Raw genomic sequence first — 21412 nt, 5'->3', positions numbered from 1 at the left:
CCTTTCGCTCAAGCGGCAGCGCGGTTTCGCAACCATGCTGCATAGTCACGCACGCCGTGTTCGAGACTGATCTCCGGCTGAAAGCGGAGATCCCGCTGGACCGCAGACACATCGAAGCGATGCTGCATGTCATCCACGGGGTCCGGCCCCTCTCCAAGCTCGATCTCCGCCTGCGGCAGGACCCGGCGTACGATGTCGCCGATCTCACCGAGCGTCAGATACGTCCCACCGGTCACGTTGTAGGATTGGCGCGGCAGATGCGGCGTATTCAGAGCCATGACGAACGCCCTTGCCGCATCGTCCACATGGATGAACTGGCGGTGGAAGTCGCGCCCGAAGAGCTTACGGGTAGGACGGCCGGCAAGCGCATCCTCGATCATGGTCCGCACGATGCAGTCCGTCGTGCGCCGCGGCCCATACACCCACGACAGCCTAAGGCTCACGCCGTCGACGCCATATTGTTTGCTGTAAGCAGAAACGAGCTGCTCGCCGGCGACCTTGCTCGCGCCGTACACACTCGTCGGCACGAGAAGAACATCCTCGGGAACAGGGCCTCCGGGCGTGTTCCCATAAGCGCTGGTCGACGAGCAGAAGACAAAGCGCGCTCCGTGGATGCGCGCGATCTCGAGGACGTTCGCCGTGCCGACGATGTTGACCTGAACCATGGAATAGGGATTGTCGCGCGCCACCATGGGACCCGAGTGAGCCCCGCAATGAACGATTCCCACGATCTGGCTTTCAACGGAGAGCGCGTGCAGACGATGCACGTCCGACAGGTCGCAGACGACGATCGGCCGTCCTTCCTCCGTCATGGAAACCCGGTCGATAGGCACAACCCGCCGCCCGTCCGCCTCCAGCAGAGCCCGCACCGCATTGCCGAGAAGGCCGGCGGCCCCGGTCACCAAAACGGCCGGTTCACTCATGACGACCTCCTCAACCGACATGTCGTGCCAGCGCGCGATTGCGCTGGGATTCGCTCTGTTCGATCGGCAATTCGGCTGCCAGCAGCGTCTTCGTGTAGTCCTGCGCCGGCCGCGCGAAAATCGTTTCCGTCTCGCCGCTCTCGACGATCTTTCCGTAGCGCATGACCGCAACGTAGTGAGCCAAGGATCGCACCGAGTTGAGATCGTGTGTGATGAAGAGAGCGGACAGTCCCATCCCCTGCTGAAGCTCCCGAACGAGGTCGATGATCTGCGCCCGCACCCGGATGTCGAGGGCCGTGGTCGGCTCGTCGAACACCACGAAGTCAGGATGAGTCGCCAACGCCCGTGCGATGCCGATCCGCTTCTGCTCGCCGGCGGTGAGCTGATGCGGATAGGCGACCGCCAGCTTGGCCGGAAGCCGCACCATGTCGAGCAGCTCCCTCACCCGTCTGGCCCGATCCGCACGGCTCATCCTGGAATCGAGTTCGAGCGGCTCGCCGATCAGGTTCTCGACGGGCCAGCGTGGGTTCAAGGCCACGTAGGGTTCCTGGAACACCATCTGGATCCGCTTGCGATAGGGGCGAAAGTCACGCTCCGGCAGGGTGGTGATGTCGGCGCCGTCGAAAAGGATCTTTCCCCCGTCGGGATTGAGCAGCCTGACGAGACATTGTCCTGCGGTCGTCTTGCCGGATCCGCTCTCGCCGACAAGGGCCAGCGTCTCGCCGCGCCCGACCGAGAACGACACGCCATCGACCGCGCGAACCGCCTTGCTGTTTCCTCCGATGGCGAAGAACTTCTCGAGCCCCTGCACCTCGAGCAGGGGCTGCGCCGTCCCGGGAGAGGCTGGTGGGCATTCGACACCTCGATCATGACCACCCATCGGGGTCGGACGCACCCGCGCCGCGTCGAGCAGGACGGAGCTGTAGGCCTCCTCCGGCTTCTCCAGAAAGCGCCCGGTCGGCTTGAGTTCCACGATCCGCCCCTCGCGCATGATGGCGACACGATCGCAGTAATGGGCCACGATGCCGAGATCGTGCGTGATGATCACGGCTCCAAGGCCGAGTTCGCGGCAACGCTGGACGAGAAGATCGAGCACCTGGACCTGAATGGTCGCGTCGAGCCCGAGCGTCGCATCATCGGCCAGGATGACCTTCGGCCCGGCGATCATGGCCATGGCGATCACGACACGCTGCGCCATGCCGCCTGAAAGCTCATGCGGATAGGCATGGGCGCGCCGTCCTGGATCGACGATTCCCACCTTGGCGAACAGATCAACCGCCGCTTTCCACGCCTCACTGCGACTGACCTCCCGATGAGCGCGGAGAACGCGCGCAACCTGAGTTCCCACAGTCTCGACCGGATCGAGGAGCGACTTCGCGTTGGTTCCGATCACCGAGATTTCGCTGCCGCGAAGCTGGCGCTGCTCGCTGGATGTCATCGTCAGGATGGATCGGCCGTTCAGGCGGACGTCGCCCGACGCAATTCGCCCGTCCTCCGGCAGCAGATTGATGAGCGCGCGCGCCAGAATCGACTTTCCCGCTCCCGTCTCGCCGACTATCCCCAGAACCTCGTCCCGGCGCAGGCTGAAGCTCACGTCGTCAAGCACCGCTTTGTCGCCAAACGAGACGGTCAGCTTGTCGACTTCCAGCAATATGTCTGAAGGATCTGCGATCATTGACGTCCCCTCGTTGTGGGATCCGACAGGTCCTTTGCGACATCGCCCAGAAGAGCGAAGCACAGGACCGATATGACGATAGCAAGTCCGGGGAAGAGCGACACCCACCAGACGCCGAGGATCATCTGCTGGGCACCGATGGAAACCATGAGCCCCCATTCCGGCGTGGGCATGCGCACGCCGGCTCCGATGAAGGAAAGGCCCGCCGTGAGCAGGATGGCCATGCCGATGCTGATGGAAATCTGCACGATCGCCGGCGTGAGCGCGTTCGGCAGAATGTGGCGGAACATGATCGAGCGGTCGGTGGCTCCGCTGCAGCGGGCGGCGCTGATGAAGGGGCGCTCCCGGAGAGAGAGGACTTCCGCCCGGATCAGGCGGGCGAACATCGGGATGAACAGCACCGCGAGCACGATCGCAACATTCCAGATCTCCTGCCCCATGACCGAAACCAGCGCCATGCCGAGAACGAAGACCGGAAAGGACTGAATGAAGTCGAAGACGCGCATCACGAGAGAACTGACGGTGCCTCGATAGTACCCGATCAGCAAGCCGGTCGGCACGCCGATGACGAATGCAACGGCCACCGCCGAGATGCTGATGAGAAGGTTTACGCGCGTGGCGAAGACGATGCGCGAGTAGATATCCATTCCCGAAACGTCGGTGCCGAACCAATGCGTCAGCGACGGAGGCTGAAGCGAGTTGATGGGGTCCGCCTCGACGGGAGAATGGGTTGCAAGAAGGGGCGCGAAGACGATGGCGACGATCTGGAGGGCGAGCAGGACGAGCCCTGCGAGCGCCGCCGGACGGCGGATGACGAAGGTGAGAAGATTGCTCGGGCTGTTCATCTGGCTTCCTCAGACCTTGATCCGCGGATCGGCAAGTTCGTAGAGAATGTCGACGACGAGATAGACGATGAGGATGAACGCGGCTGCAACCAGGACGAAGCCCTGGAGAGCCGGGTAATCGCTGTTGATGACGGCCTGTACGGCGTACTGACCGAGCCCGCCCCAGGAAAAGATCGTTTCCACCAGGACGGCCGCGCCGAGGAGGAATCCGAACAGGAACCCCACAAGCGTGATCACTGGAGGTAGGCTGTTGCGCAGGGCTCCCCGGATGATGGTCCGCTCCGACAGCCCGCAGGCACGCTGATGCCGGATGAATTCGCTGCGATAGATGTCGCTGAATGCCGTCCTCGTCATCTTCATGAGAGCGCCTGCATTGACGATGGTCAGGGTCAGGACAGGCAACAGCAGACGTCCGGCCGAGGACCAGAATGCCGCCAGGTCCCCGGCGAGCAGGCTGTCGACCGTATAGAAGCCGGTGACCTGCGGCGGTGGGGACACGAGCGCATCGATCCGCCCGAACGGCGCCGGAACGATGCCCGCAATGTAGAAGAGAAAGAAGATCAGAAGCAGTCCGACCCAGAAATCCGGGATCGCGCCGGCGGCAAGCCCATAGATGCGGGTGCCCTCATCGATGAGGCCACCTCTCCGGACAACGGACAGAACGGCGAGCGTCACGCCCAGGACCACGGTGAGGAGCATCGCGTAGGTGATCAGCTCCAGCGTCGCCGGCGCACGCTCCATCAGGTCCACCGTCACCGGATTGGATGTGAACAGCGAGATGCCGAGATCGCCATGAAGAATGTTACCGACGTAAGCGACGAACTGCTCCCAGATGCTCTTGTCCAGCCCCAGCCGCTCGCGCAGCGCTGCGATGGTTTCCGGCGTGGCTGTGTTGCCCAGCATCAGGAGCGCCGGATCGCCGGGAAGAAGCCGGACCAGCATGAATGTGACCAGCATGACGCCGAACATCTGCGGGACGACGAGAGGCAGGCGGACTGCGATGATCCGGAGGGGGCGCGGCAGCACGCGCCAGAAACTTTGAAGGTTCATGGGTCGCCACATTCGAGAGAAGGCGCGAGGGTCCAGACTGAACCCTCGCGAGGTTGCACTCATTCCTTGGAGATGTCGAACCATGCATTGCCGTTGGGAGTGTACCAGGAGTACCCCTTCACGTTAGGCTTGGTCGCCAGCTGGTATCCGGGGTTTGCCAGGAAGACCCAGGGTGCCGCCTCGACCATGATCTGCTGCACGCGCTTCATGTCTTCGAGGCGCTTGGACTCGTCGGTGCTCGTCAGGGCGCCATTGATCAGATTGTCGACCTCCTCGCTCTTGAAGCGCGAATAGTTGATGAGAGAAGCGCTGTTCAGCCAGAGGTTCGCCACATAGGCCGCATCGGGGACGATCGCCATGTCGCGGAAGAAGTACATGGGGATTGAGCCCTTGGTGTAGCGTTCGACCAGGGTGGATGCCGGCAGCTTGGAGAGCGTGATATCCACACCCGCCTTCGCGAAGGCGGACTTCAGGATGACGGCCATCTCTTCCTCGAGTTGATCGCCGGTGCGATAACCGAGTTCGGTCTTGAAGCCGTTCGGTAAGCCTGCTTCCGTCAGCAGAGCCTTGGCCTTCTCAACATCGGTATCGTATGTGAAGTACTGGTCCGTGAAGCCCGGGTAAATTTCGGAGATCGGACTCTTGGTCGGCCGCGCCGTGTTGAAGTAGACGGCCTTCAGGATATCGTCGCGGGGGACGAGATAATTCAGAGCCTTGCGAACACGCACATCCGTGAATGGCGCTGTCGTATTGTTCATCTCGACACGGTGGATGTAGTTCCCGAAGACCTTGTGGACCTTTACGGCCGGAGATTTTTCCAAAAGTGCCAGTTCGCGGGGCAGGAGATATTCGGCTACATCGACCGAGCCCGCCTGCAGGGCGGCGACCCGGTTGGCGGACGTCGGCATCTCACGGAAGATGACACGCTTGAGCTTGGGTGCGCCGCGGTAGTAGCTTGCGTTGGCTTCGTAGACGACCTCCTGGCCCGGTGAATATTTGACGACGTAATAGGGTCCAAAGGAGGCGCTGTTCGTTGCGAGCCAACGTTGCGCCCAAGGATCGTCGGCGGTGACGTGTTTCTTGACTTCGGCAGAATCCAGGATTCCAAGATCACTGTTCACCCAGAGACGCTCTAACAGGGGCGACGGATTGGGAATGCTGACCTTCACGGTGTAATCGTCGACTTTGGAGAATGCGCTCTCGAAGGATGGGATCTTCAGGATCTGCGTCATGTACCAGTGGAAATTCGACTTGAGGTTCCACCCACGTTCGAACGACCACATGATCGTATCGGCATTGAGCTCGTTTCCTGCCGCACTTTTCACGCCCTTGCGCAGGTAGAAGGTGATCGACTTCTTGTCGGGGGAAACCTCCCATTTCTCGGACAGAGCGCCGACGATCCTGCCGAAATCCTCATACGTCACGCCGTCGTCGGCGACCTTCGGCGCATAGCTGATCAGGCGCTCGTAGACATTGCGGCGCATCTCGTGAACCGCTTCGGTCGGCGGGTATTCCTGGTCGAGGGATTCCGGTGTCCGGGGGCCCGCCACAACCAGCGTCGACTTTGCATCTTGCGCCCGCGCCGGAGCGGCGGAGAGAACTATGGCGGACGTCAACAGCAGGCTCGATAGAACGCTGGCGGGCAAGCAACGGCCGCGTAATAGCAAGTGCTCGTCTGTCGTGGGCTTAAGCACGCTCATCGTTTCTCTCCCTCTGTTCGTTCGTGTCGCGTCACTCGCGGCACAGCTAACGAATTCTTAATCGTCCGAAGGCGAACTTTCTTGCGACACCGCCACGGTGAACGGTCCAACTCGGCGAAAGCGGCAATCGTCCGCCGATCCGTCCTCGTGTACCAACAAGGCGAACGTGCCTGGATGCGAGAGCGCGATCATGCCGATGTGCCAAGTTCCAGGATGGTAATTGATGCCCTGCGGGTGACTGACCTGAAATGCCACCAATGTGCCGGGGTCGGGGTTCCCGGCCCCGTCATCCTTCGCGACCACGACGAGATAGTCGTTCACATCAAGCGGAAAGAAGATCTGCGAGGAGAAGGGGTGACACTCCATCTCATCGATTCGGAGTCTTCCCTCGGCCGCATCGCATCGGACCAGAGCAATATTGGCGCAAGCATGGGGACGGTGATTTTCGAAGTTTGCGACGAAGTTGGAGCGCCCCGGTTGGGCCGGTGCCTCGAGCAGGTCACCGTAGGGGGCAAAGGCTTGCGCCGAGATGCGCAACGTCTGGATAGCAGGCGGGGATTCAGGGGCCTGCCGCTTGTCGGAAAGGTACACCATATCACGCATATTCCATCTGCTGCATGAAGAGGCGGGGTGTTTGCACCCCATGCTGGATAGGCCCGACCGGTAAGACCAGATCATTTCGGCATAAGCGCCCAGACTCCGCAACTGAAATCTTTGGAATGCTATATTTTTCTTGTTTTTGTCGAGAATATTGTTCTGTTTCAATGCGCGAGTTGACCTGACCGGTCTGACCAGAGTATTTTCACAACGTTGCAGATGGTTCGAAGGGCGCTATGTGCTGGATGTGATGCCGAAAGACCTCCAAGGAGACCGGGGATGACCCCGAGAATGACAGCTCCCCAACTCGAAGGCGGGCGCGCGCCGATCCCCCGAACCGTGATGCTGCGCATTCAAGAGATGATCGCGTCCGGCGAGATCAGGCCCGGGGAAAAACTGCCGTCTCAGCGTGAACTTGCTACTCGTTTCAGCATCAGCCGCCCATCTGTAAGGGAGGCTCTAAGCGTACTGGAAACGCTAGGCTTTATTCGGATCGAGCCAGGTCGCGGTGCCGTCGTCTGCGCGGAAGGGGCGGCTGGCGGCTGGCGCTTTGGGGACCGCATTCCAAAGGAGGACGTGTTTCAGGTTCGCCTGCACGTAGAAGGGTATACGGCCGGGTTAGCGGCCTCTCGGATCACCCGCGAAAGTATCGGTGAACTGCGCGAAAGCATCGCGAGAATGCGACACCACCTCCAGGAAGGATATCTCGAAGGAGTGGCCCAAGCCGATCTCAGCTTCCACACGGTGATCGTGTCCGCCGCAGGAAACCGTGCCTTTATCGATATGTATCAGAGTTTTTCCGGCATGGTCCTCGAAAGCCATCGCGCTCCTCTGACGGCGAGAAACCGTCTGCTTGAGCCCATCGCTGAACACGAGAATATCGTTGCCGCTCTGGAGCAGCGCGACACTGAGGGCGCCATCTACTACATGCGTCATCACCTCATTAAGACGGCAGGCCGCAGCGGGATAGACGAGGCCCTCTGCCGCTCATGGTAGAGTGCAATTGCGGATCACGGTGATGCGCTGCATCGAGCCTGTGAACTGCCCAGTGAGCGGGGTTGCGTTGAAGTCATTCTTCCATGCGTTCAGGATCGGGCGCGGTCCGACAAGGGGTGCAAGGGATGAATGAGGCCGCAGGGGGGGCCGAATGTCGACCTTGGAGCATGACACCCATGAGCAGCCGACCACAGCCATTCAGACTGCATGTCCCCGAAGTTGCCCTCACGGATCTGCGGGAGCGCTTGTCACGCACGCGGCTACCCGACCAGGCTCCGGGAGAGCCGTGGGCGTACGGTACCGAGGTGGCCTACATGAGCACCCTCATCGACTCCTGGCGTGATCGCTTCGACTGGCGTGCCCAGGAGGCGAGGCTCAATGCCTTCCCGCAGTACAAAGTGCGGCTTCATGGCATCGATCTGCATTTCCTGCACGTGCCGGGCAAGGGTCCCGATCCCCACCCTCTCCTCCTCTCCCACGGCTGGCCCGGATCGATCTTCGAGTTCCTCGAGCTGATCCCCCGCCTCACCGACCCCGGGCAGTTCGGAGGGGACCCCGCCGATGCGTTCACGGTTATTGCTCCGTCTCTGCCGGGCTACGGTCTGTCGTTCACGCCCGGTCAGCCGAGGTTCGGGGTGGAGGCGATCGCGGATTGCTTTGCCGCGTTGATGAGTGAAGTGCTGGGCTATCACCGCTTTGGCGCCCAAGGAGGCGACTGGGGCTCGTTCATCACGGCTCGCCTCGGCTACGCCTACGCGGAGCGCCTGTCCGGCATTCACCTCAATATGATGCCGATCCGCCGCGACCCGGCGATGGTGTCCGATCCGACACCCGAGGAGAGCCGCTTTCTGGACGAGCTACAGCTCTGGCTCAAGGAAGAGACCGGCTATCAGTGGATCCAAGGCACCCGCCCGCAGACCTTGTCCTTTGCCCTGACGGATTCCCCCGCCGGGCTGGCAGCCTGGATCGTGGAGAAGTTCCGGGCGTGGTCCGATTGCGGCGGGGACATCGAGGCCGTGTTCCCACAGGATCATCTTCTGGCGAACATCAGCCTCTACTGGTTCACGGCCGCGATCGGCTCGTCCTTCTGGCCCTACTATGCCCGCATGCATGGGCCATGGCCGATTCCGGCAGGTGAGACCGTGACGGTCCCTACCGGCTATTGCGAGTTCCCGCGCGAGATCGTGCGGCCGCCGCGCTCGATTGCCGAGCGGACATTCACAAACCTTCAGCGTTGGAGTGCGATGGAGCGTGGCGGGCACTTCGCTGCGATGGAGCAGCCGGATGCCCTGGCTCGAGAGATACGTGCGCTGTTTCGGACGTTGCGCTGATGTCTGCGTCCGTCAGCCTGATTCGGCTTGGGGCTTGGCTGACGGACCTATCGGGCAGCAATGGCGCGGATTGGAACTGGCCCGGATCGTCAGAGCTGTCGACGTGCAATCGCAGTGACTGCCGCCGACAGGCTGCCGTGGACGCGGAGCGGGGATATCTCACTGCCCGGACAGCACCGCTGAAGCCATGGCAATGTCCTGGACTGCGAGGCCCGACAAAGTCGCGACGGTGACCTGGCTCTCACTTGTCCGTCCCTTTGCAGTACGCGAAACGATCTCGCCGATTTCGGCGACCTGGGACAAGGCGGCTGTGTCCTGCCCGTATGCATGCATGAGCTCGCCGCGCGATATGCCTTGGCTCCGGCTATCGGTCACCACGACATCGGCATTGCGGATGATCGCCTCGTCGAGTTCCTGCTTATCGGCGCTGTCTGCCCCGATCGCGGTGATGTGCGTACCGGGCCGTATGTCGGACCATTGCAGCAACGGCGAAGGACTTGCGGTCGCAGTGACGATCAGGCGGCTGCGGGCAGCGACGTCGGATGCCGATGGCGCAATCTCGACAGAAAAGCCCTTCTCCTCCATGCGCCTGGCATAGGCAGACGTGCGTTCGGGGTTTCTCCCCCAGACGACGATGGTCTTGCAGGGACGGACGGCTTGAAGGGCAAGAACCTGCAACTCAGCCTGGATTCCGTTCCCGATGACCCCGATCGTGTCCACGTCCTCCGGCGCCAGATGCTTGGCGGCCACGGCCCCGGCGGCCGCGGTCCGCAGATCGGTCAGACGGCCGCGGTCATTGAGAACGGCAGCGAGTTCGCCCGTTTCCTTCCGGAAGACGAGGAGGAGTCCATCGCTGCTGTTCAGCCCCTTGGCGGGGTTGTTCCAGAACCCTGAAGCGATTTTGATGACGTATGTATCACCGGATTTGAAATAGCCGTACTTGAGATGGACCTCACCGGGCGGATCCTCGATCAGCAGCTCGCCCGGCATCGGCATGACGGCCTCGCCCCTCGAGAAAGCCGCGAAGGCCTGCTCCATCAGGCCAACGACATCGAGGCTTGCGACACGTTGTTCGATCTCGTCTGGATTGAGAAATGTGATGGAGGTCAAGGTCTCGGTTCCGGATTTCAATGGGATGGCAGGTGCAAGGCGGCGTTACGGCCTATAGTCCCTGGCGACGACGACCAGGGTATCGTTGCGGTGGACCACTCCCTGCCCGTGCAGACAGAGCAGCAGTCCGGATTGGGGAGAGAGCACCGGTGTCGGTTTCCGCTCCACGCGGTCGACGTAATGCAGGTGACCGATGACCGTCCCTTTCTCGACCGGGGCGCCGAGATCCAGGGCCGGTTCGAACAATGCGGTGTCATCCGCATGGACATAGTAATCAGACCCCGGCACCGAGACACGGCGCGAGGTCTTGCGCAGCGCGGCACGGTCGTCCGCGGATGGGGTCAGGTGGCCCAGATGCCGCAGGACCCCCAGCAGCCCCTCATAGCTCACGCGGGCGGTCTCTGCCGTGATGATGCCGCTTCCACCGAGCTCGCTGGAGAGCATGAGCTTGCCCGAACTCTCCACCACGTCGTCCAGCATCACGTCCGCATGCGGTTCCCGGATGACGACGATCAGCGGGGCTCCGAAGGCCTCGGCGGCCGCCAGGAAACTGCGGGTCCGCTCGGGGTCGGGCTGCTCATGGATGAATGTGCAGAGCTCGAAGCGCAGGGAGCGGCCGCCCGAATGGATGTCGAAGACATTGTCGGCCCTTGGCACGAGTTCCGTGCTGATGAAGTGCGCGATCCGCTGAGTCGCCGACCCGTGTACGTTGCCAGGGAACTCCCTGTTGAGATTGAGACCATCGAGCGGCGACAGGCGCGCTCCTGCCAGGACGGCCGGCAGGTTGATCGCCGGCACGACGATGAGGGTGCCCTTGATCTCGTCCACCCCGACCGAGTGCGCGAACTTCGAGAGGGCGACCGGTCCCTCGTATTCGTCGCCATGGCTGCCCCCGAGAAGCAGCGTCGTCGGTCCCGGGCCATTGCGGATGACAAACACGGGTATGCGCAGGTTCTGCCATGCGCTCTGGTTCGTGGAGCTCGGCACCTGGATGTAGGAGGCCTGTCGGCCGTCCCTGTTCCAATCGATCTCGAGACTTGCCATGGCGTGCGCCCCTTAACCGTTCACGACGGCCATGATCCGGTCATGGTCGAAATTGGCCCCGCAGAGCACCACGATGTTGTTCTGCCCCTCGCAGCGCTTGGCAACCTGATAGAAGCCGGCGAGGGCAAGGGCCGCCGCGCCTTCGACGAGCTGGTTCTCCTTGGCGGCCATGTCCTTGAGCGCAGCGGCGATCTCCGCCTCCGTGCACGTCAGGACCTCGTCTATGACGGCGCTCGAAAGCGGCAAGGTCATACTGTCATCGTCGACGCCGCCTGCGACGGCGTCCGCGAGGGTATCGAGATGCTCGGTCTCGACGACGCGGCCCGCCACGATCGAGGCCGCCAAGGCGGCCGAATTCTGCGCGGAAACACCGAACACGCGCGTCCTCGGACTGAAGCACTTCAGGACCGAACCGATCCCGCTGATCAGCCCGCCGCCGCCCATCGCGACGAAGACATTGTCGATCCTGTCGGCTTGTTCCAGCATCTCCAGCGCGATCGTGCCTTGCCCCGCGATGATCTCCGGATCGTTGTACGGCGACACGTAGACGAGGCTCCGGCTCTGGGCCTCCTTCTGTGCGTGCTGCTCCGCCAACCCGGTCTCGGCCCCGTGCAGGATCACTTCCACGCCAAAGGAGCGGATCTTCGTGAGCTTCGCGGGCGACACGGTTTCGGGAAGGACAACCGTCAGCTTCTGGCCGATCAGGCTCGCAGCCTGCGCGGCCCCGATGCCATGATTGCCGGAAGATGCCGTGATGACGCCTTGGTCGAGGCCGAGTGCGGTCATCTTGCTCGCCGCGCCACGGATCTTGAACGATCCGGTGAGCTGGAAATTCTCCGCCTTGAAGGAAACGAAAGAGTTGGTGTCGCGGCCGATCTGGCGCGAAGGCAGCAGCGGGGTCTCGTAGACGTAATCGCGGATGCGACGCCGCGCCTGTACGGAGCGGGCGGCTGATTCAAGGACGTCGTTGTTCATTGTCAGGTCTCGGCTTCGGTCAATGTCTCGGAACGCGGCCGGATTCCGGGAGAGCAGGCTCACGCAGCAACCAGGCCCGGGGTCACGTTGGGCTTCGCCGCATCTCACATATCTTATCCGGCAAATGCTCGTCGGGCTTCCGACGAGCACCTGCTGCAATCACTCATCAGCCCTGTGGGGTCATGTCAACTTTGAACCACTTCTCGGACAGCTGCTTGACGGTACCATCGGCAATGGCTGCCGCGATCGCGGGATCGAACATGCCCTTGAGTTCCTGGCTGTCCTTGCGCAGGCCCACAGCCACGCCGCGCCCGAGAACGCCTCCGGAGAAGCCTGGTCCTGCGACCGCGAAATCCTTGAATTCCGGCTTATCCAGTGTGCCGCGAAGGGCCGTCGTATCGCCGATCACCGCATCGATGCGCCCGGCGGCGAGATCGAGATCGTACTGCTCCGTCGTCTTGTACTCCCGGATCTCAACCGCTCCGGCGAGATATTTTTCGGTGAAGCTCGAGTGGGACGAAGAGGTCTGGACACCGAGGGTCTTGCCCTTGAGCGCCTCGCGAACCTTGGCCACGGCGGCCTCCGATTCGGCTGGCTGCGAGGTGAGGTTAAACCGGGCAACGGGACCAAGTGCCTTGGATTCCGGGGAGTTTTTCGCGACAACGATCCCATTGCTCACCTGAGCATAGGGCCGGGAGAAGTCGATGACCTCGAGGCGCTTGTCGGTGATGCTCATACCGGCCACGATGGCGTCATACTTCTTGGCGTTGAGCGCCGGGATGATGCCGTCCCAGTCCTGGGCCACGATCTCGCAAGTCACGTTCATGCGCTTGCACAGGTCGTTGGCCAGGTCGATCTCGAAGCCCTCGAGCTTGCCGCCGGCACCTGTGAAATTCCATGGCGCGAAGGCCCCCTCCGTTGCGATCTTGAGACTTGTGATCTTTCCGGATTGAGCATGAGCGAGAGCCGGAGCCATCGCGATGCCGATGGCTGCCAGAGCCAGGCGACCGAGCGTCTTCATCGTCAGTGTTCCCTTGTCGGAGGATTAATTGTTGACAACATGGCAGCCGTCACATTGAACAGTCAAGTCCAATTTAGACACGTTAGTCTAGATCAGCTTTTTCCTGATCCAACCTCGTGCCCTGCCTCGCCCGGACTGCGCCACTTGCCTGGACTTGTGGGAATGAGACAGTCTAGGACGATCCCTCCTGCATCCCGTACCCGGCCAGAACGCATGCTCCACTCCCAGCGCAACGGACTTTCAAAATGAGAAAAAGCAGGCAGACCGCCAAGTCCGGGCTTGCGCCGGAACTCGCGGCCTATACCGATGTCTGCGACGCGATCGCGCTGCTGTTCCAGCCCTACGCCGAGGTGGTCCTGCACGATCTCGCGACCGAGACGGTCGTGTATCTGACCAATACCTTCTCCAAGCGGGAGCTGGGTGAGCCGTCTCTCATTCAAGAGATCGATTTCAAGCCGTCCGACAGGATCATCGGTCCGTACGAGAAGGTGAACTGGGACGGGCGACGCATCAAGTCGGTCAGCGCCGTGTTACGATCCGACGGGAAGGCTATCGGAATTCTCTGCATCAACGTCGATGTCTCTCACTTCCACGCCGTCATCAGTACCTTGGAGGCCCTCGTCTCGGTGCCGCAAGCCCAGGAAAAGCCGGCATCGTTGTTCAAGGACGACTGGCATGAACGGGTCAACGAATACATTCAATCATGGACGCGGGAGCGCGGATTGTCCGTTGCCGATTTGGGCCGGCGCGAGAAGCAGCAACTCGTCATGGACCTTGCCGGGGACGGAGCATTCGGCGGACGCAATATGGCGTCCTACATCTCGAGGGTGCTCGGATTGGGCCGAGCGACGGTCTACAACTATCTCAAGCAAGGCGGCAACGGCGGGTCGGGGGGATGAATGATGCGGCGGCGTCTGCCACCTGGGTGATCCACTGACGCAACTCCTCAATATCGCGGGCCAAGTGCCGACTGACCGGTGGCTTGAAAGGGAACGGCTCGAAGCGTTGCGGCTTCGGCGCCCTGTAGACGTCCTGAGGCGCGTCGCCTATTCCATGGGCTGGGTTTGCGAACTTGTCCGATCGTCAAGTGCGCCACTGACGGACGCCTGTTTCGCGCTCGCCTCTATGATTGCCCCCCCTCATCTTCAACCGGGTCCATGACCGCACCTTTCCGCTGCCGAGTGGAAGGTCCAATCTCCGGAAGTGCAATGACCAGCGAACTCGACGCCCCTGTTAGCGGCTCCGACGCTCTGTCGGCCAACGTGGCATCCAACCGATGGTCGCTGCTTCGCTGGTTCGGCGCTTCCGCCACCTTAACCGTGCCGCAGGCGGCAGGGCCCGTTGCCTTCTCGCTGGTTGCCCTGAGCCTCACGGGCGAGACCAGCGGCGGCGCTGCCATGATCCTGGCAATGACGCTTGCCCAGGTGGCCGGCGCCGTCCCGTTAACCCGGCTTGGCAAGAACCTGCCGTCAGCGACGGTATTGAGGCTGCTGGTGGCCTTTCGCACCCTGGCCCTCGCTTCCGTCGCGCTGTGCACGGCATATGAAGCATCCCTTCCATGGCTCATTGCTTTTGCGGCGGTTGCGGGCTCGGTCAACGGCGCGGCCTCCGGGTATCTACGCTCCGTACTCAACCATTTTACGCCCGTGTCGCAATTGCCGCGAGCGCTCGGAATTGCGGCCACGCTCAACGAGATGACCTTCGTGTTGGCCCCGGTGGCGGCCTCCGGCCTGGGCACGGCCTCGCCCGTCGCTGCCGTCTTGGCTCTCACGGCTCTTGGCGCCGTACCCGTCCTGGCGGTCCCGCATGCAGGCTCGGCTCACATCACCGATATGCACCCCGCCGGGGGCTCGATCCTCAGCCCCGCGATCGTCCTGTGGCTTGTCTGCGCCGCGGCGGGAAGCGCTGCTGTGGCGGCCATCGAGATCGGCGCCGTCGCGCTCGCACTGAACCTCGGTTACGAACCGGCCTTCGCAATCATTTTCACGGTTCCCCTGTGCCTAGCCTCTGTCGCCGGCGGAATATGGGTCAGCGTGCGAAATCGCATGGCAACGCGGAAGACCGTGGTGGTTCAGCTCTTCGTCATGACCCTGGGATCCGCTCTTGTCGCCCTCGATCGATCCATCGCCACGACCCTTGTCGGAGCCGTGCTGATCGGCTCTGTTCTCGCCCCTTTGGGCACCTATTACTCGCTCACCCTCGACACGCTTTCCTCTCCTCGGAGACGACCTGAAGTGTTCGCCCTGCTTCGCACCGCGAACGCGGTCGGCATTATCTTGGCAAGTGCAGCGCTGACCATGATGCCTCTGTCGACAGCGTTGATCATGGTCACGGGCTTGATAGGCATCGTCGCTCTGGCAGTTGCAATCGCGGCGTTGCGCCGCCGAGCTCACGATCATCCGGGCTAGAGCAGCGGACGTGAGAAATGGAATCCACTTTCGGGATCGAATCCGATGCTCCCTTCTTGGAAAGAGCACATCGTTCTTGCGAAAGACCGGGTCCGCACGATGCGCTGGTGCGAACGGAACCTGCCGCCTATAAACATCACCCCTGACAGGCAGTTACCACCATTTGACGGCCTCGCTTGGCGCGCTTTGGTGTCGGCATGCGCGGTTGCGCAACTCGTCCTGGCAGTGGCGCGGCTGATGAGGCAGTGATCAGAGTTGCCTGCATAGACTTTCCTTCCAAACAGAGGTCCGCCGAACCGGCAAAACATTACCCAATGACGGGCGTCTTGTCGCCACATTCAGGCATTTTTCTCACAGCCCTCAGATGTCGAGTCTGAACAGCTCTCTTATGTAAAGAAGAAGAGGACTTTATGGCTAATACTTTTCAACATACAACTTCTCATTTTGTTGATTATTCTAGCACGCAATCTACGACGCGTGGGCAACCAACCCTCCGTTCGAGTGAAATTAGCCTAGAACGCCGCTCGGACCACCATCACAATCACTTGCACCATGTGCTGCATGAAGCCTCCAGCACGGACCCGACCGCTGCGACCCAGGCGGATGGTGTCACCACCATCGGCGGCACCGACGCGACTGTTGCGACCCAGGCTGATGATGCCACGACCACCGGCAGCGCCGACGTGACCGCCGCAACGCAGGCTGATGATGCCGCGCACGCCACCAGCACGGACGCGACTGTTGCGACGCAGGCTGATGCCACGACCGCCGGCAGCACGGACGCGACCGCCGCAACGCAGGCTGATGATGCCGCGCACGCCACCAGCACGGACGCGACTGTTGCAACGCAGGCTGATGATGCCACGACCACCGGCAGCACGGACGCGACCGTTGCGACCCAGGCGGATGATGCCACCGCAGCCTCGGCTTCGACCGGCCACCGGGGCCATCTCTCCGACAACGCGTTCGCGTTCCCGGCTCACGCCCACTCCACCGACGGATCTGTCTCTGATATGATCTCCGAGCTACTCTCGAATGCTCACAGCACAGATAGCTGGTCGGCACTGGGCGGCGAGATTTCTGCCATTGCCCATCAACTGCAGGACTACGCCGGCGAACATCACGTCACCTCTCAGGAGGTGCACAAGCTGGTAGATGCCATTCATGCCCAAATTGCCAGCAGCGTCGACTTCCAGCTCTAAAATGTGACGAACAAGCCATTGCAACAGGCCCCCGGCGGACACGCCGGGGGCTTCCTCGTCCATTGCAGGAGGGGCACGTAGGGAGCGCGTGGCGCTGTCCTCATTGTTGGCTAAAGGCGATGTGCATTTCGTCCTGACAGCGGCGCAGTTGGTGACGAGGCTCCTTCCGGCATTCCGCTGTGATCGTGCTGCCCTCGACTGTGGCGATCACGCCGCCTTCGCCCAGCCGCGAGTGCGCCCCGATTGTCTTATCGCTATATCGATACATTCCGGTTTGGCCGGTTTGGCCGGTTTGGCCGGTTTGGACGCGTTCCGGCCGACCTGCCGTTCATTACCATGCATGCAGATTTGTCTCTCGGATCAGCGAAGCGGATCATTCTCGAGCAGGATCGGCTGCCCATGTGGCGTCGCATGTGCCGCACGGTCCCATGCGTCCCGGCGCTCCGACAGCGCCTGCTCGGTTGCAATGCCTTTGTCGCCGACCAACTGCTCGATCGCGGCCAGCCAGTGCTGATAGTAAGTCGAACCGTCGTCGCAATCCCCCGCTGCCTGGGCGCGCCTGATCGCGGCCGACAGCGCTGCTGCCCATTCCGTCCAGGTAAACAGACCCCGCTCGTACAGGGCCAACGTCATCGCGAAGGCCTGAGCCTCCCACGGCTCGCGGAAGACAGGCTCTCCATCCTCGTCGCGGGGGATCGGCGCAACCGCCGCGGCCACACGGGTCAAATCTTCATGCCGGCTCAAGGTAGCTCTCCCAGGCATCGACCGAGACACTGATAGTCGGATCCGCCTGCTCGCCCCACAGCTCCCGACCCAGGAAGCAGATGGTGTAGAGCCATTGCGGCTGCTCGCCTTGGCCGTGTGCATTCGCATCCGGGAACACATGGGCATGATGCACCAGTTCCACGATCCCAATCTTGCCGCGGGCATAGCGCGGCAGGCGGGTGTGGCCTTGGGGATGCATGTTACGGGTGCGGACCCGGTCACCAACGGCAAAGCGCGCCGGCTTCTCGATCGGGCGCTCTGCCGGGCCGCCGCGGGCCAACATTGCCGGCACGTCCTCCGCCTTGAGCACCCGCTTGATCGGCGCTGGCTCCGCCAGTGCCCGTCCACGCGTCAGTTCCTCCGAAGAGACGAGCCCGCCTGCAACAACCAGCTTTTCGACACCCTTCGTCCAGATCTCGTAGTAGCTCGAGGTAAGATACTCCGGTGGTGGCAGGCTCTCTCTGGCATGCCGGCTCATGTCGAGGTTCCAGCTTCCTGTCGCCCCCATGGCAAGGGTCAGACCAAAGGCGCGCCGCTCCCACTCGGCGTGGAACCAGGGCTCGTCCTTCTCGACCTGGATCGGGCCAAAGCCCATCATGCCGCCGAGGTCCTGCGCGCCGTTCATCGGGCTGCCTCCGGCTGGAGGGCGAGACCGGTGCCGATCATGGAGTCCCGGGTGACAAGGTCGGCCAATGCCTCCTCGCCCATGCCCTCGGTACCCTCAGGGCGCATCGGGATCACGAGGTACCTGACCTCCGCGGTCGAGTCCCAAACACGGATGCGGGTGGTCTCCGGCAGGGATACTCCAAACTCGGCGAGAACCCCGCGAGGATCGAGTACGGCGCGGGAGCGATAGGGGGCGGACTTGTACCAGACGGGAGGAAGGCCCAGCACCGGCCACGGGTAGCAGGAGCACAGGGTGCACACGACCATGTTGTGCCGATCGGGCGTGTTCTCGACCGCGACCATGTGCTCGCCCTGGCGACCGATGAAGCCGAGGGACGCGATTGCAGCGGTCGCGTCGGTTCGGAGCCACTCTCGGTAGCCCGGGTCGGCCCAGGCTTTGGCGACCACCTTGGCGCCGTTGCGTGGTCCGACCTTGACCTCATAGGTCTCGACCAGCGCATCGATGGCGGCTGGATCGACATAGCCCTTCTCGACCAGGATTGATTCGAGCGCACGCACCCGAAGTTCAATCTCGGAGAGGTGGCTGTGGTCGTCATGATCGTGATGATGATGGTCGTGCCCCATACGTACTCCCCTCGCCTGCTCGGATGAGTCGCGACCATGGTACCCGGGGGACAGGGGCGAGGCCAGCCTTGGAGCACCCGGCTCGCCTTTCGGCAGCGGCAGAGAGCGCTCGGCCTTCTATGGGCTCCTGTAGAAAATGGCTCAAAGAGCCTATGCCGCCAGCCCCTCACACCGCCGGAACTGCCGAGAGTACCGGCACCGGGCGGCGCCCCGCGGGAGGGGGCACCTTGTTCCGCCGCCGGGCCCGCAACGGAGCCGTCGCCGCCCCAGGCAAGCGCTGAAAGCATGGGTGGACGTCATCGCCTTTGGTGCATGGCAAGCTCCGCGCGGCGAAGAGCCAGCCTTGCCAATCGAGCCGTGCGACGGCAATCTCAGATCGGCAAGACGTTCAGCGGGTGTATGCCGGACTATTTTCTCGTCGGGCGCTAGGACATGGGGAACGGACAAATCATGATCATGGATGGTGGGAATACCGACGCCAGAGAGACAGACGAGGTCGCTTTGCTCGGGCGCCGGGCCGGACTCCTCGATCGCCGGTCGTTTCTGGTTGGGTCGGCTCTCGGTGTCGGCGCGCTGGGGCTAGCCGGTTGCGCGACATCCGACGGCATGAGCTTCGCCGAGGCCACGAAGGTCTACGGGCCGGTGCCCGATGAGAAGTTCCCGATCCCGGCGGCCGATATCGGCAAGGTCGACCCGAAATATTATCGCCGGACAGTTCGCTACGACACCAAAGAGGCCCCCGGTACGATTATCGTCGATCCTGGCAATTATTACGTTTACCGCATCGAGGACGACGGATCCGCCACCCGCTATGGTGCCAATGTCGGCCGCGACGGGTTCCGGTGGAGCGGCGACGCCTATGTCGGGCGCAAGGCCGAATGGGCGACCTGGACCCCGCCCAAGGAGATGATCCGGCGCCAGCCCGAGGCGGCCAAATACGCCCGCGGCATGCCGGGTGGCCTCGACAATCCGCTCGGCGCCCGCACGCTCTATCTGTATCAGAACGGCGCTTACACGCTCTACACGATCTATGCCAGCAGCGACGCCGAATCGATCGGCTCGGGCATCACAAGCGGCTGCGTCGGCCTCCTCAGTCAGGACATGATCCACCTGTACTCACGAACACCGGTCAACACGAAGGTGGTCGTGCTGTCCGCATAGCCGTTGCCCAGCCCCGGTCCCGCGCCTCGGCATCGGGCGCCTTGACCGGCCGTCGTTGGAAGCAGGCAAGACACGATCCATCGTGGCCCGCGCGCCAATCTCATTTGGGCCCGAGTGAAGAGAGCGCCTGCAGAGTCGACGCCAGCAGCATCCGCGCGCCCGCGATACTGTGAGCAGGCTCGACATACTCCGCCTCATTATGGCTGAGACCGTCGCGGCATGGCACGAAGATCATGGCGGCGGGAGCGACATGGCTCATGAACAACGCATCGTGGAAAGCCCCCGAAAGCATGCGCTTGGTCGTAAGCATCTGCCCCCGAGCCGCCCGGTCGAGACAGGCAAGCAGCTCCTCCGGGAAGGAGGCGGGAGACATCTCGGAGAAGCGGCGGCTCTGTGCGCTGCACCCAGCCGAAGCTGCGGCATTCGTGCATGTCTTCACACTCAGGGCTTCCAACCTATCGAGGGTTCGGGCGTCGGGATGCCGTAGATCCACCGTGAACGTGACGGAGGCCGGAACGGCGTTCACGGATCCCGGATCGACGGCAAACCGCCCGACCGTGAAGCGCGCGAGCTCGTCCTGCGGCATCACCGTATCGAAGAGCGTCTTCAGGGCTGTGACCGCGGCGGTCATCGGATCGCGGCGAAAGGAAAGCGCCGTCGTGCCCGCATGGGACGCCTGACCGGTGATGGTGATCTCAAGCCAGCGGGTTCCCTGGATGCCATAGACGATGCCGATGGGGATGTTCTCCCGCTCCAGGGACGGTCCCTGCTCGATGTGCAGTTCAAGGTAGCCCATGATCGGAAAACCCAGCGGCCGCATCCTTGCCTCCGGCAGCGCTTCGAGGGTTGCGTGCAGCTCTTCTGAGAAGACTTCACCGGTGCTTCCCCGGAGATCATTCCACTCCGCCGGGATGGCCTTCAGAAAAAACGCCATGGAGCCCATGCAGCCCGGAGAGAAACGGCTCCCCTCCTCGTTCGTCCAGGCGACGACCTCCAGCGGCGCCTCCGTCTCGATCCCCGCATCCTCCAGGCTTTCGAGCGCCTCGAAGGCGGCGAGAGTGCCGAGCGCGCCATCGAAGCGCCCGCCCGTGGGCTGACTGTCGAGATGACTGCCGATCAGGAACGGCGGCACGTCGTCCCCTCTCCCGCCCCGCCGGATGAAGAGATTGGCCATCGGGTCCTGGAACACCTGAAAGCCTCGCGTCAGGGCGAGCTCCGCCAGAAGGCGCCGCGCCTCCCGGTCTTTCACCGACAAAGCCTGCCGGTTGACGCCGCCCGCGGGGGTGGCGCCGATGGCGGCGAAATCATCGAGGCGCTTCAGCAGCCTCTCACCGTTAACCTGTGCTTGATCGGGCATA

The 21412-nt window shown here is 62.6% G+C and carries 20 protein-coding genes; 6 read left to right on the top strand and 14 right to left on the bottom strand.

Features of this window, described 5'->3' with window-relative positions; genetic code table 11:
• Positions 1–8: 8 nt before the first annotated feature.
• The 6 genes from RE429_RS26700 to RE429_RS26675 form a co-directional block, all read right to left on the bottom strand.
• Positions 9–923, bottom strand: coding sequence for an NAD-dependent epimerase/dehydratase family protein (locus tag RE429_RS26700; protein WP_414474738.1), 915 nt, complete (start codon positions 921–923; stop codon positions 9–11).
• A gap of 10 nt (positions 924–933) precedes the next feature.
• Positions 934–2598, bottom strand: coding sequence for a dipeptide ABC transporter ATP-binding protein (locus RE429_RS26695; protein WP_414474737.1), 1665 nt, complete (start codon positions 2596–2598; stop codon positions 934–936).
• The gene (locus RE429_RS26690) at positions 2595–3443 is read right to left on the bottom strand and encodes an ABC transporter permease (protein ID WP_414474736.1); all 849 of its coding nucleotides are present in this window, start codon (positions 3441–3443) and stop codon (positions 2595–2597) included. Before RE429_RS26690 ends, RE429_RS26695 begins: the two co-directional genes overlap by 4 nt.
• A 9-nt stretch (positions 3444–3452) precedes the next feature.
• Positions 3453–4493: an ABC transporter permease gene (locus tag RE429_RS26685; RefSeq protein WP_414474735.1), complete on the bottom strand. Its 1041-nt coding sequence runs from the start codon at positions 4491–4493 to the stop codon at positions 3453–3455.
• A gap of 59 nt (positions 4494–4552) precedes the next feature.
• Complete coding sequence (locus RE429_RS26680) at positions 4553–6109, bottom strand: ABC transporter substrate-binding protein (protein WP_414474734.1); 1557 nt, start codon at positions 6107–6109, stop codon at positions 4553–4555.
• Positions 6110–6250: 141 nt separating this feature from the next.
• Positions 6251–6796, bottom strand: a complete 546-nt coding sequence (locus RE429_RS26675; RefSeq protein ID WP_414474733.1) for an ureidoglycolate lyase — start codon at positions 6794–6796, stop codon at positions 6251–6253.
• A 273-nt stretch (positions 6797–7069) separates the two neighbouring features.
• Here RE429_RS26675 and RE429_RS26670 point away from each other — a divergent pair, with 273 nt between their 5' ends.
• Both RE429_RS26670 and RE429_RS26665 read left to right on the top strand, forming a co-directional pair.
• Positions 7070–7786 (top strand): FadR/GntR family transcriptional regulator, encoded by a 717-nt coding sequence (locus RE429_RS26670; RefSeq protein ID WP_414474732.1) that lies wholly within the window; start codon positions 7070–7072, stop codon positions 7784–7786.
• 125 nt (positions 7787–7911) lie between these two features.
• Positions 7912–9117, top strand: a complete 1206-nt coding sequence (locus RE429_RS26665; RefSeq protein ID WP_414474731.1) for an epoxide hydrolase family protein — start codon at positions 7912–7914, stop codon at positions 9115–9117.
• Positions 9118–9276: 159 nt separating this feature from the next.
• On the opposite strand, the gene RE429_RS26660 is transcribed toward RE429_RS26665, so the two are convergent.
• The 4 genes from RE429_RS26660 to RE429_RS26645 form a co-directional block, all read right to left on the bottom strand.
• Positions 9277–10227, bottom strand: coding sequence for an ornithine cyclodeaminase family protein (locus RE429_RS26660; RefSeq protein WP_414474730.1), 951 nt, complete (start codon positions 10225–10227; stop codon positions 9277–9279).
• A 45-nt stretch (positions 10228–10272) separates the two neighbouring features.
• Positions 10273–11271, bottom strand: coding sequence for a succinylglutamate desuccinylase/aspartoacylase family protein (locus RE429_RS26655; protein ID WP_414474729.1), 999 nt, complete (start codon positions 11269–11271; stop codon positions 10273–10275).
• A 12-nt stretch (positions 11272–11283) separates the two neighbouring features.
• Complete coding sequence (locus RE429_RS26650; RefSeq protein WP_414474728.1) at positions 11284–12246, bottom strand: pyridoxal-phosphate dependent enzyme; 963 nt, start codon at positions 12244–12246, stop codon at positions 11284–11286.
• 166 nt (positions 12247–12412) lie between these two features.
• Complete coding sequence (locus RE429_RS26645; protein ID WP_414474727.1) at positions 12413–13267, bottom strand: lysine/arginine/ornithine ABC transporter substrate-binding protein; 855 nt, start codon at positions 13265–13267, stop codon at positions 12413–12415.
• A gap of 245 nt (positions 13268–13512) precedes the next feature.
• Here RE429_RS26645 and RE429_RS26640 point away from each other — a divergent pair, with 245 nt between their 5' ends.
• The 3 genes from RE429_RS26640 to RE429_RS26630 all read left to right on the top strand — a co-directional run bounded on the left by RE429_RS26640 (position 13513) and on the right by RE429_RS26630 (position 16877).
• Complete coding sequence (locus tag RE429_RS26640) at positions 13513–14166, top strand: transcriptional regulator (RefSeq protein WP_414474726.1); 654 nt, start codon at positions 13513–13515, stop codon at positions 14164–14166.
• 309 nt (positions 14167–14475) lie between these two features.
• Positions 14476–15675: an MFS transporter gene (locus tag RE429_RS26635; protein ID WP_414474725.1), complete on the top strand. Its 1200-nt coding sequence runs from the start codon at positions 14476–14478 to the stop codon at positions 15673–15675.
• A 545-nt stretch (positions 15676–16220) separates the two neighbouring features.
• The gene (locus tag RE429_RS26630) at positions 16221–16877 is read left to right on the top strand and encodes a hypothetical protein (RefSeq protein ID WP_414474724.1); all 657 of its coding nucleotides are present in this window, start codon (positions 16221–16223) and stop codon (positions 16875–16877) included.
• 360 nt (positions 16878–17237) lie between these two features.
• On the opposite strand, the gene RE429_RS26625 is transcribed toward RE429_RS26630, so the two are convergent.
• The 3 genes from RE429_RS26625 to nthA are packed head-to-tail and all read right to left on the bottom strand — an operon-like array spanning position 17238 to position 18893.
• Positions 17238–17639 carry a nitrile hydratase accessory protein gene (locus RE429_RS26625; protein WP_414474723.1) on the bottom strand — a complete coding sequence of 134 codons (402 nt, stop codon included), beginning with the start codon at positions 17637–17639 and terminating at the stop codon, positions 17238–17240.
• Positions 17608–18267 carry a nitrile hydratase subunit beta gene (nthB, locus tag RE429_RS26620; protein WP_414474722.1) on the bottom strand — a complete coding sequence of 220 codons (660 nt, stop codon included), beginning with the start codon at positions 18265–18267 and terminating at the stop codon, positions 17608–17610. The genes RE429_RS26625 and nthB overlap by 32 nt, the downstream gene beginning before the upstream one ends.
• Entirely contained in the window at positions 18264–18893 is a 630-nt protein-coding gene (nthA, locus tag RE429_RS26615; protein WP_414474721.1) for a nitrile hydratase subunit alpha, read from the bottom strand. Before nthA ends, nthB begins: the two co-directional genes overlap by 4 nt.
• A 450-nt stretch (positions 18894–19343) precedes the next feature.
• Here nthA and RE429_RS26610 point away from each other — a divergent pair, with 450 nt between their 5' ends.
• On the top strand, positions 19344–20054 hold the full coding sequence (locus tag RE429_RS26610; RefSeq protein ID WP_414474720.1) for a L,D-transpeptidase: 711 nt from the start codon (positions 19344–19346) through the stop codon (positions 20052–20054).
• Between the two features lie 100 nt (positions 20055–20154).
• Here the strand turns inward: RE429_RS26610 and RE429_RS26605 are convergent, their stop codons facing one another.
• Positions 20155–21411 (bottom strand): Zn-dependent hydrolase, encoded by a 1257-nt coding sequence (locus RE429_RS26605; protein WP_414474719.1) that lies wholly within the window; start codon positions 21409–21411, stop codon positions 20155–20157.
• Position 21412 lies beyond the last annotated feature (1 nt).

This window comes from Microvirga sp. M2 (assembly GCF_047497095.1).
GTDB lineage: Bacteria > Pseudomonadota > Alphaproteobacteria > Rhizobiales > Beijerinckiaceae > Microvirga.
The sequence above is the reverse complement of the archived record's forward strand: the minus strand, read 5'-3'. Positions and strand labels throughout refer to the sequence as shown.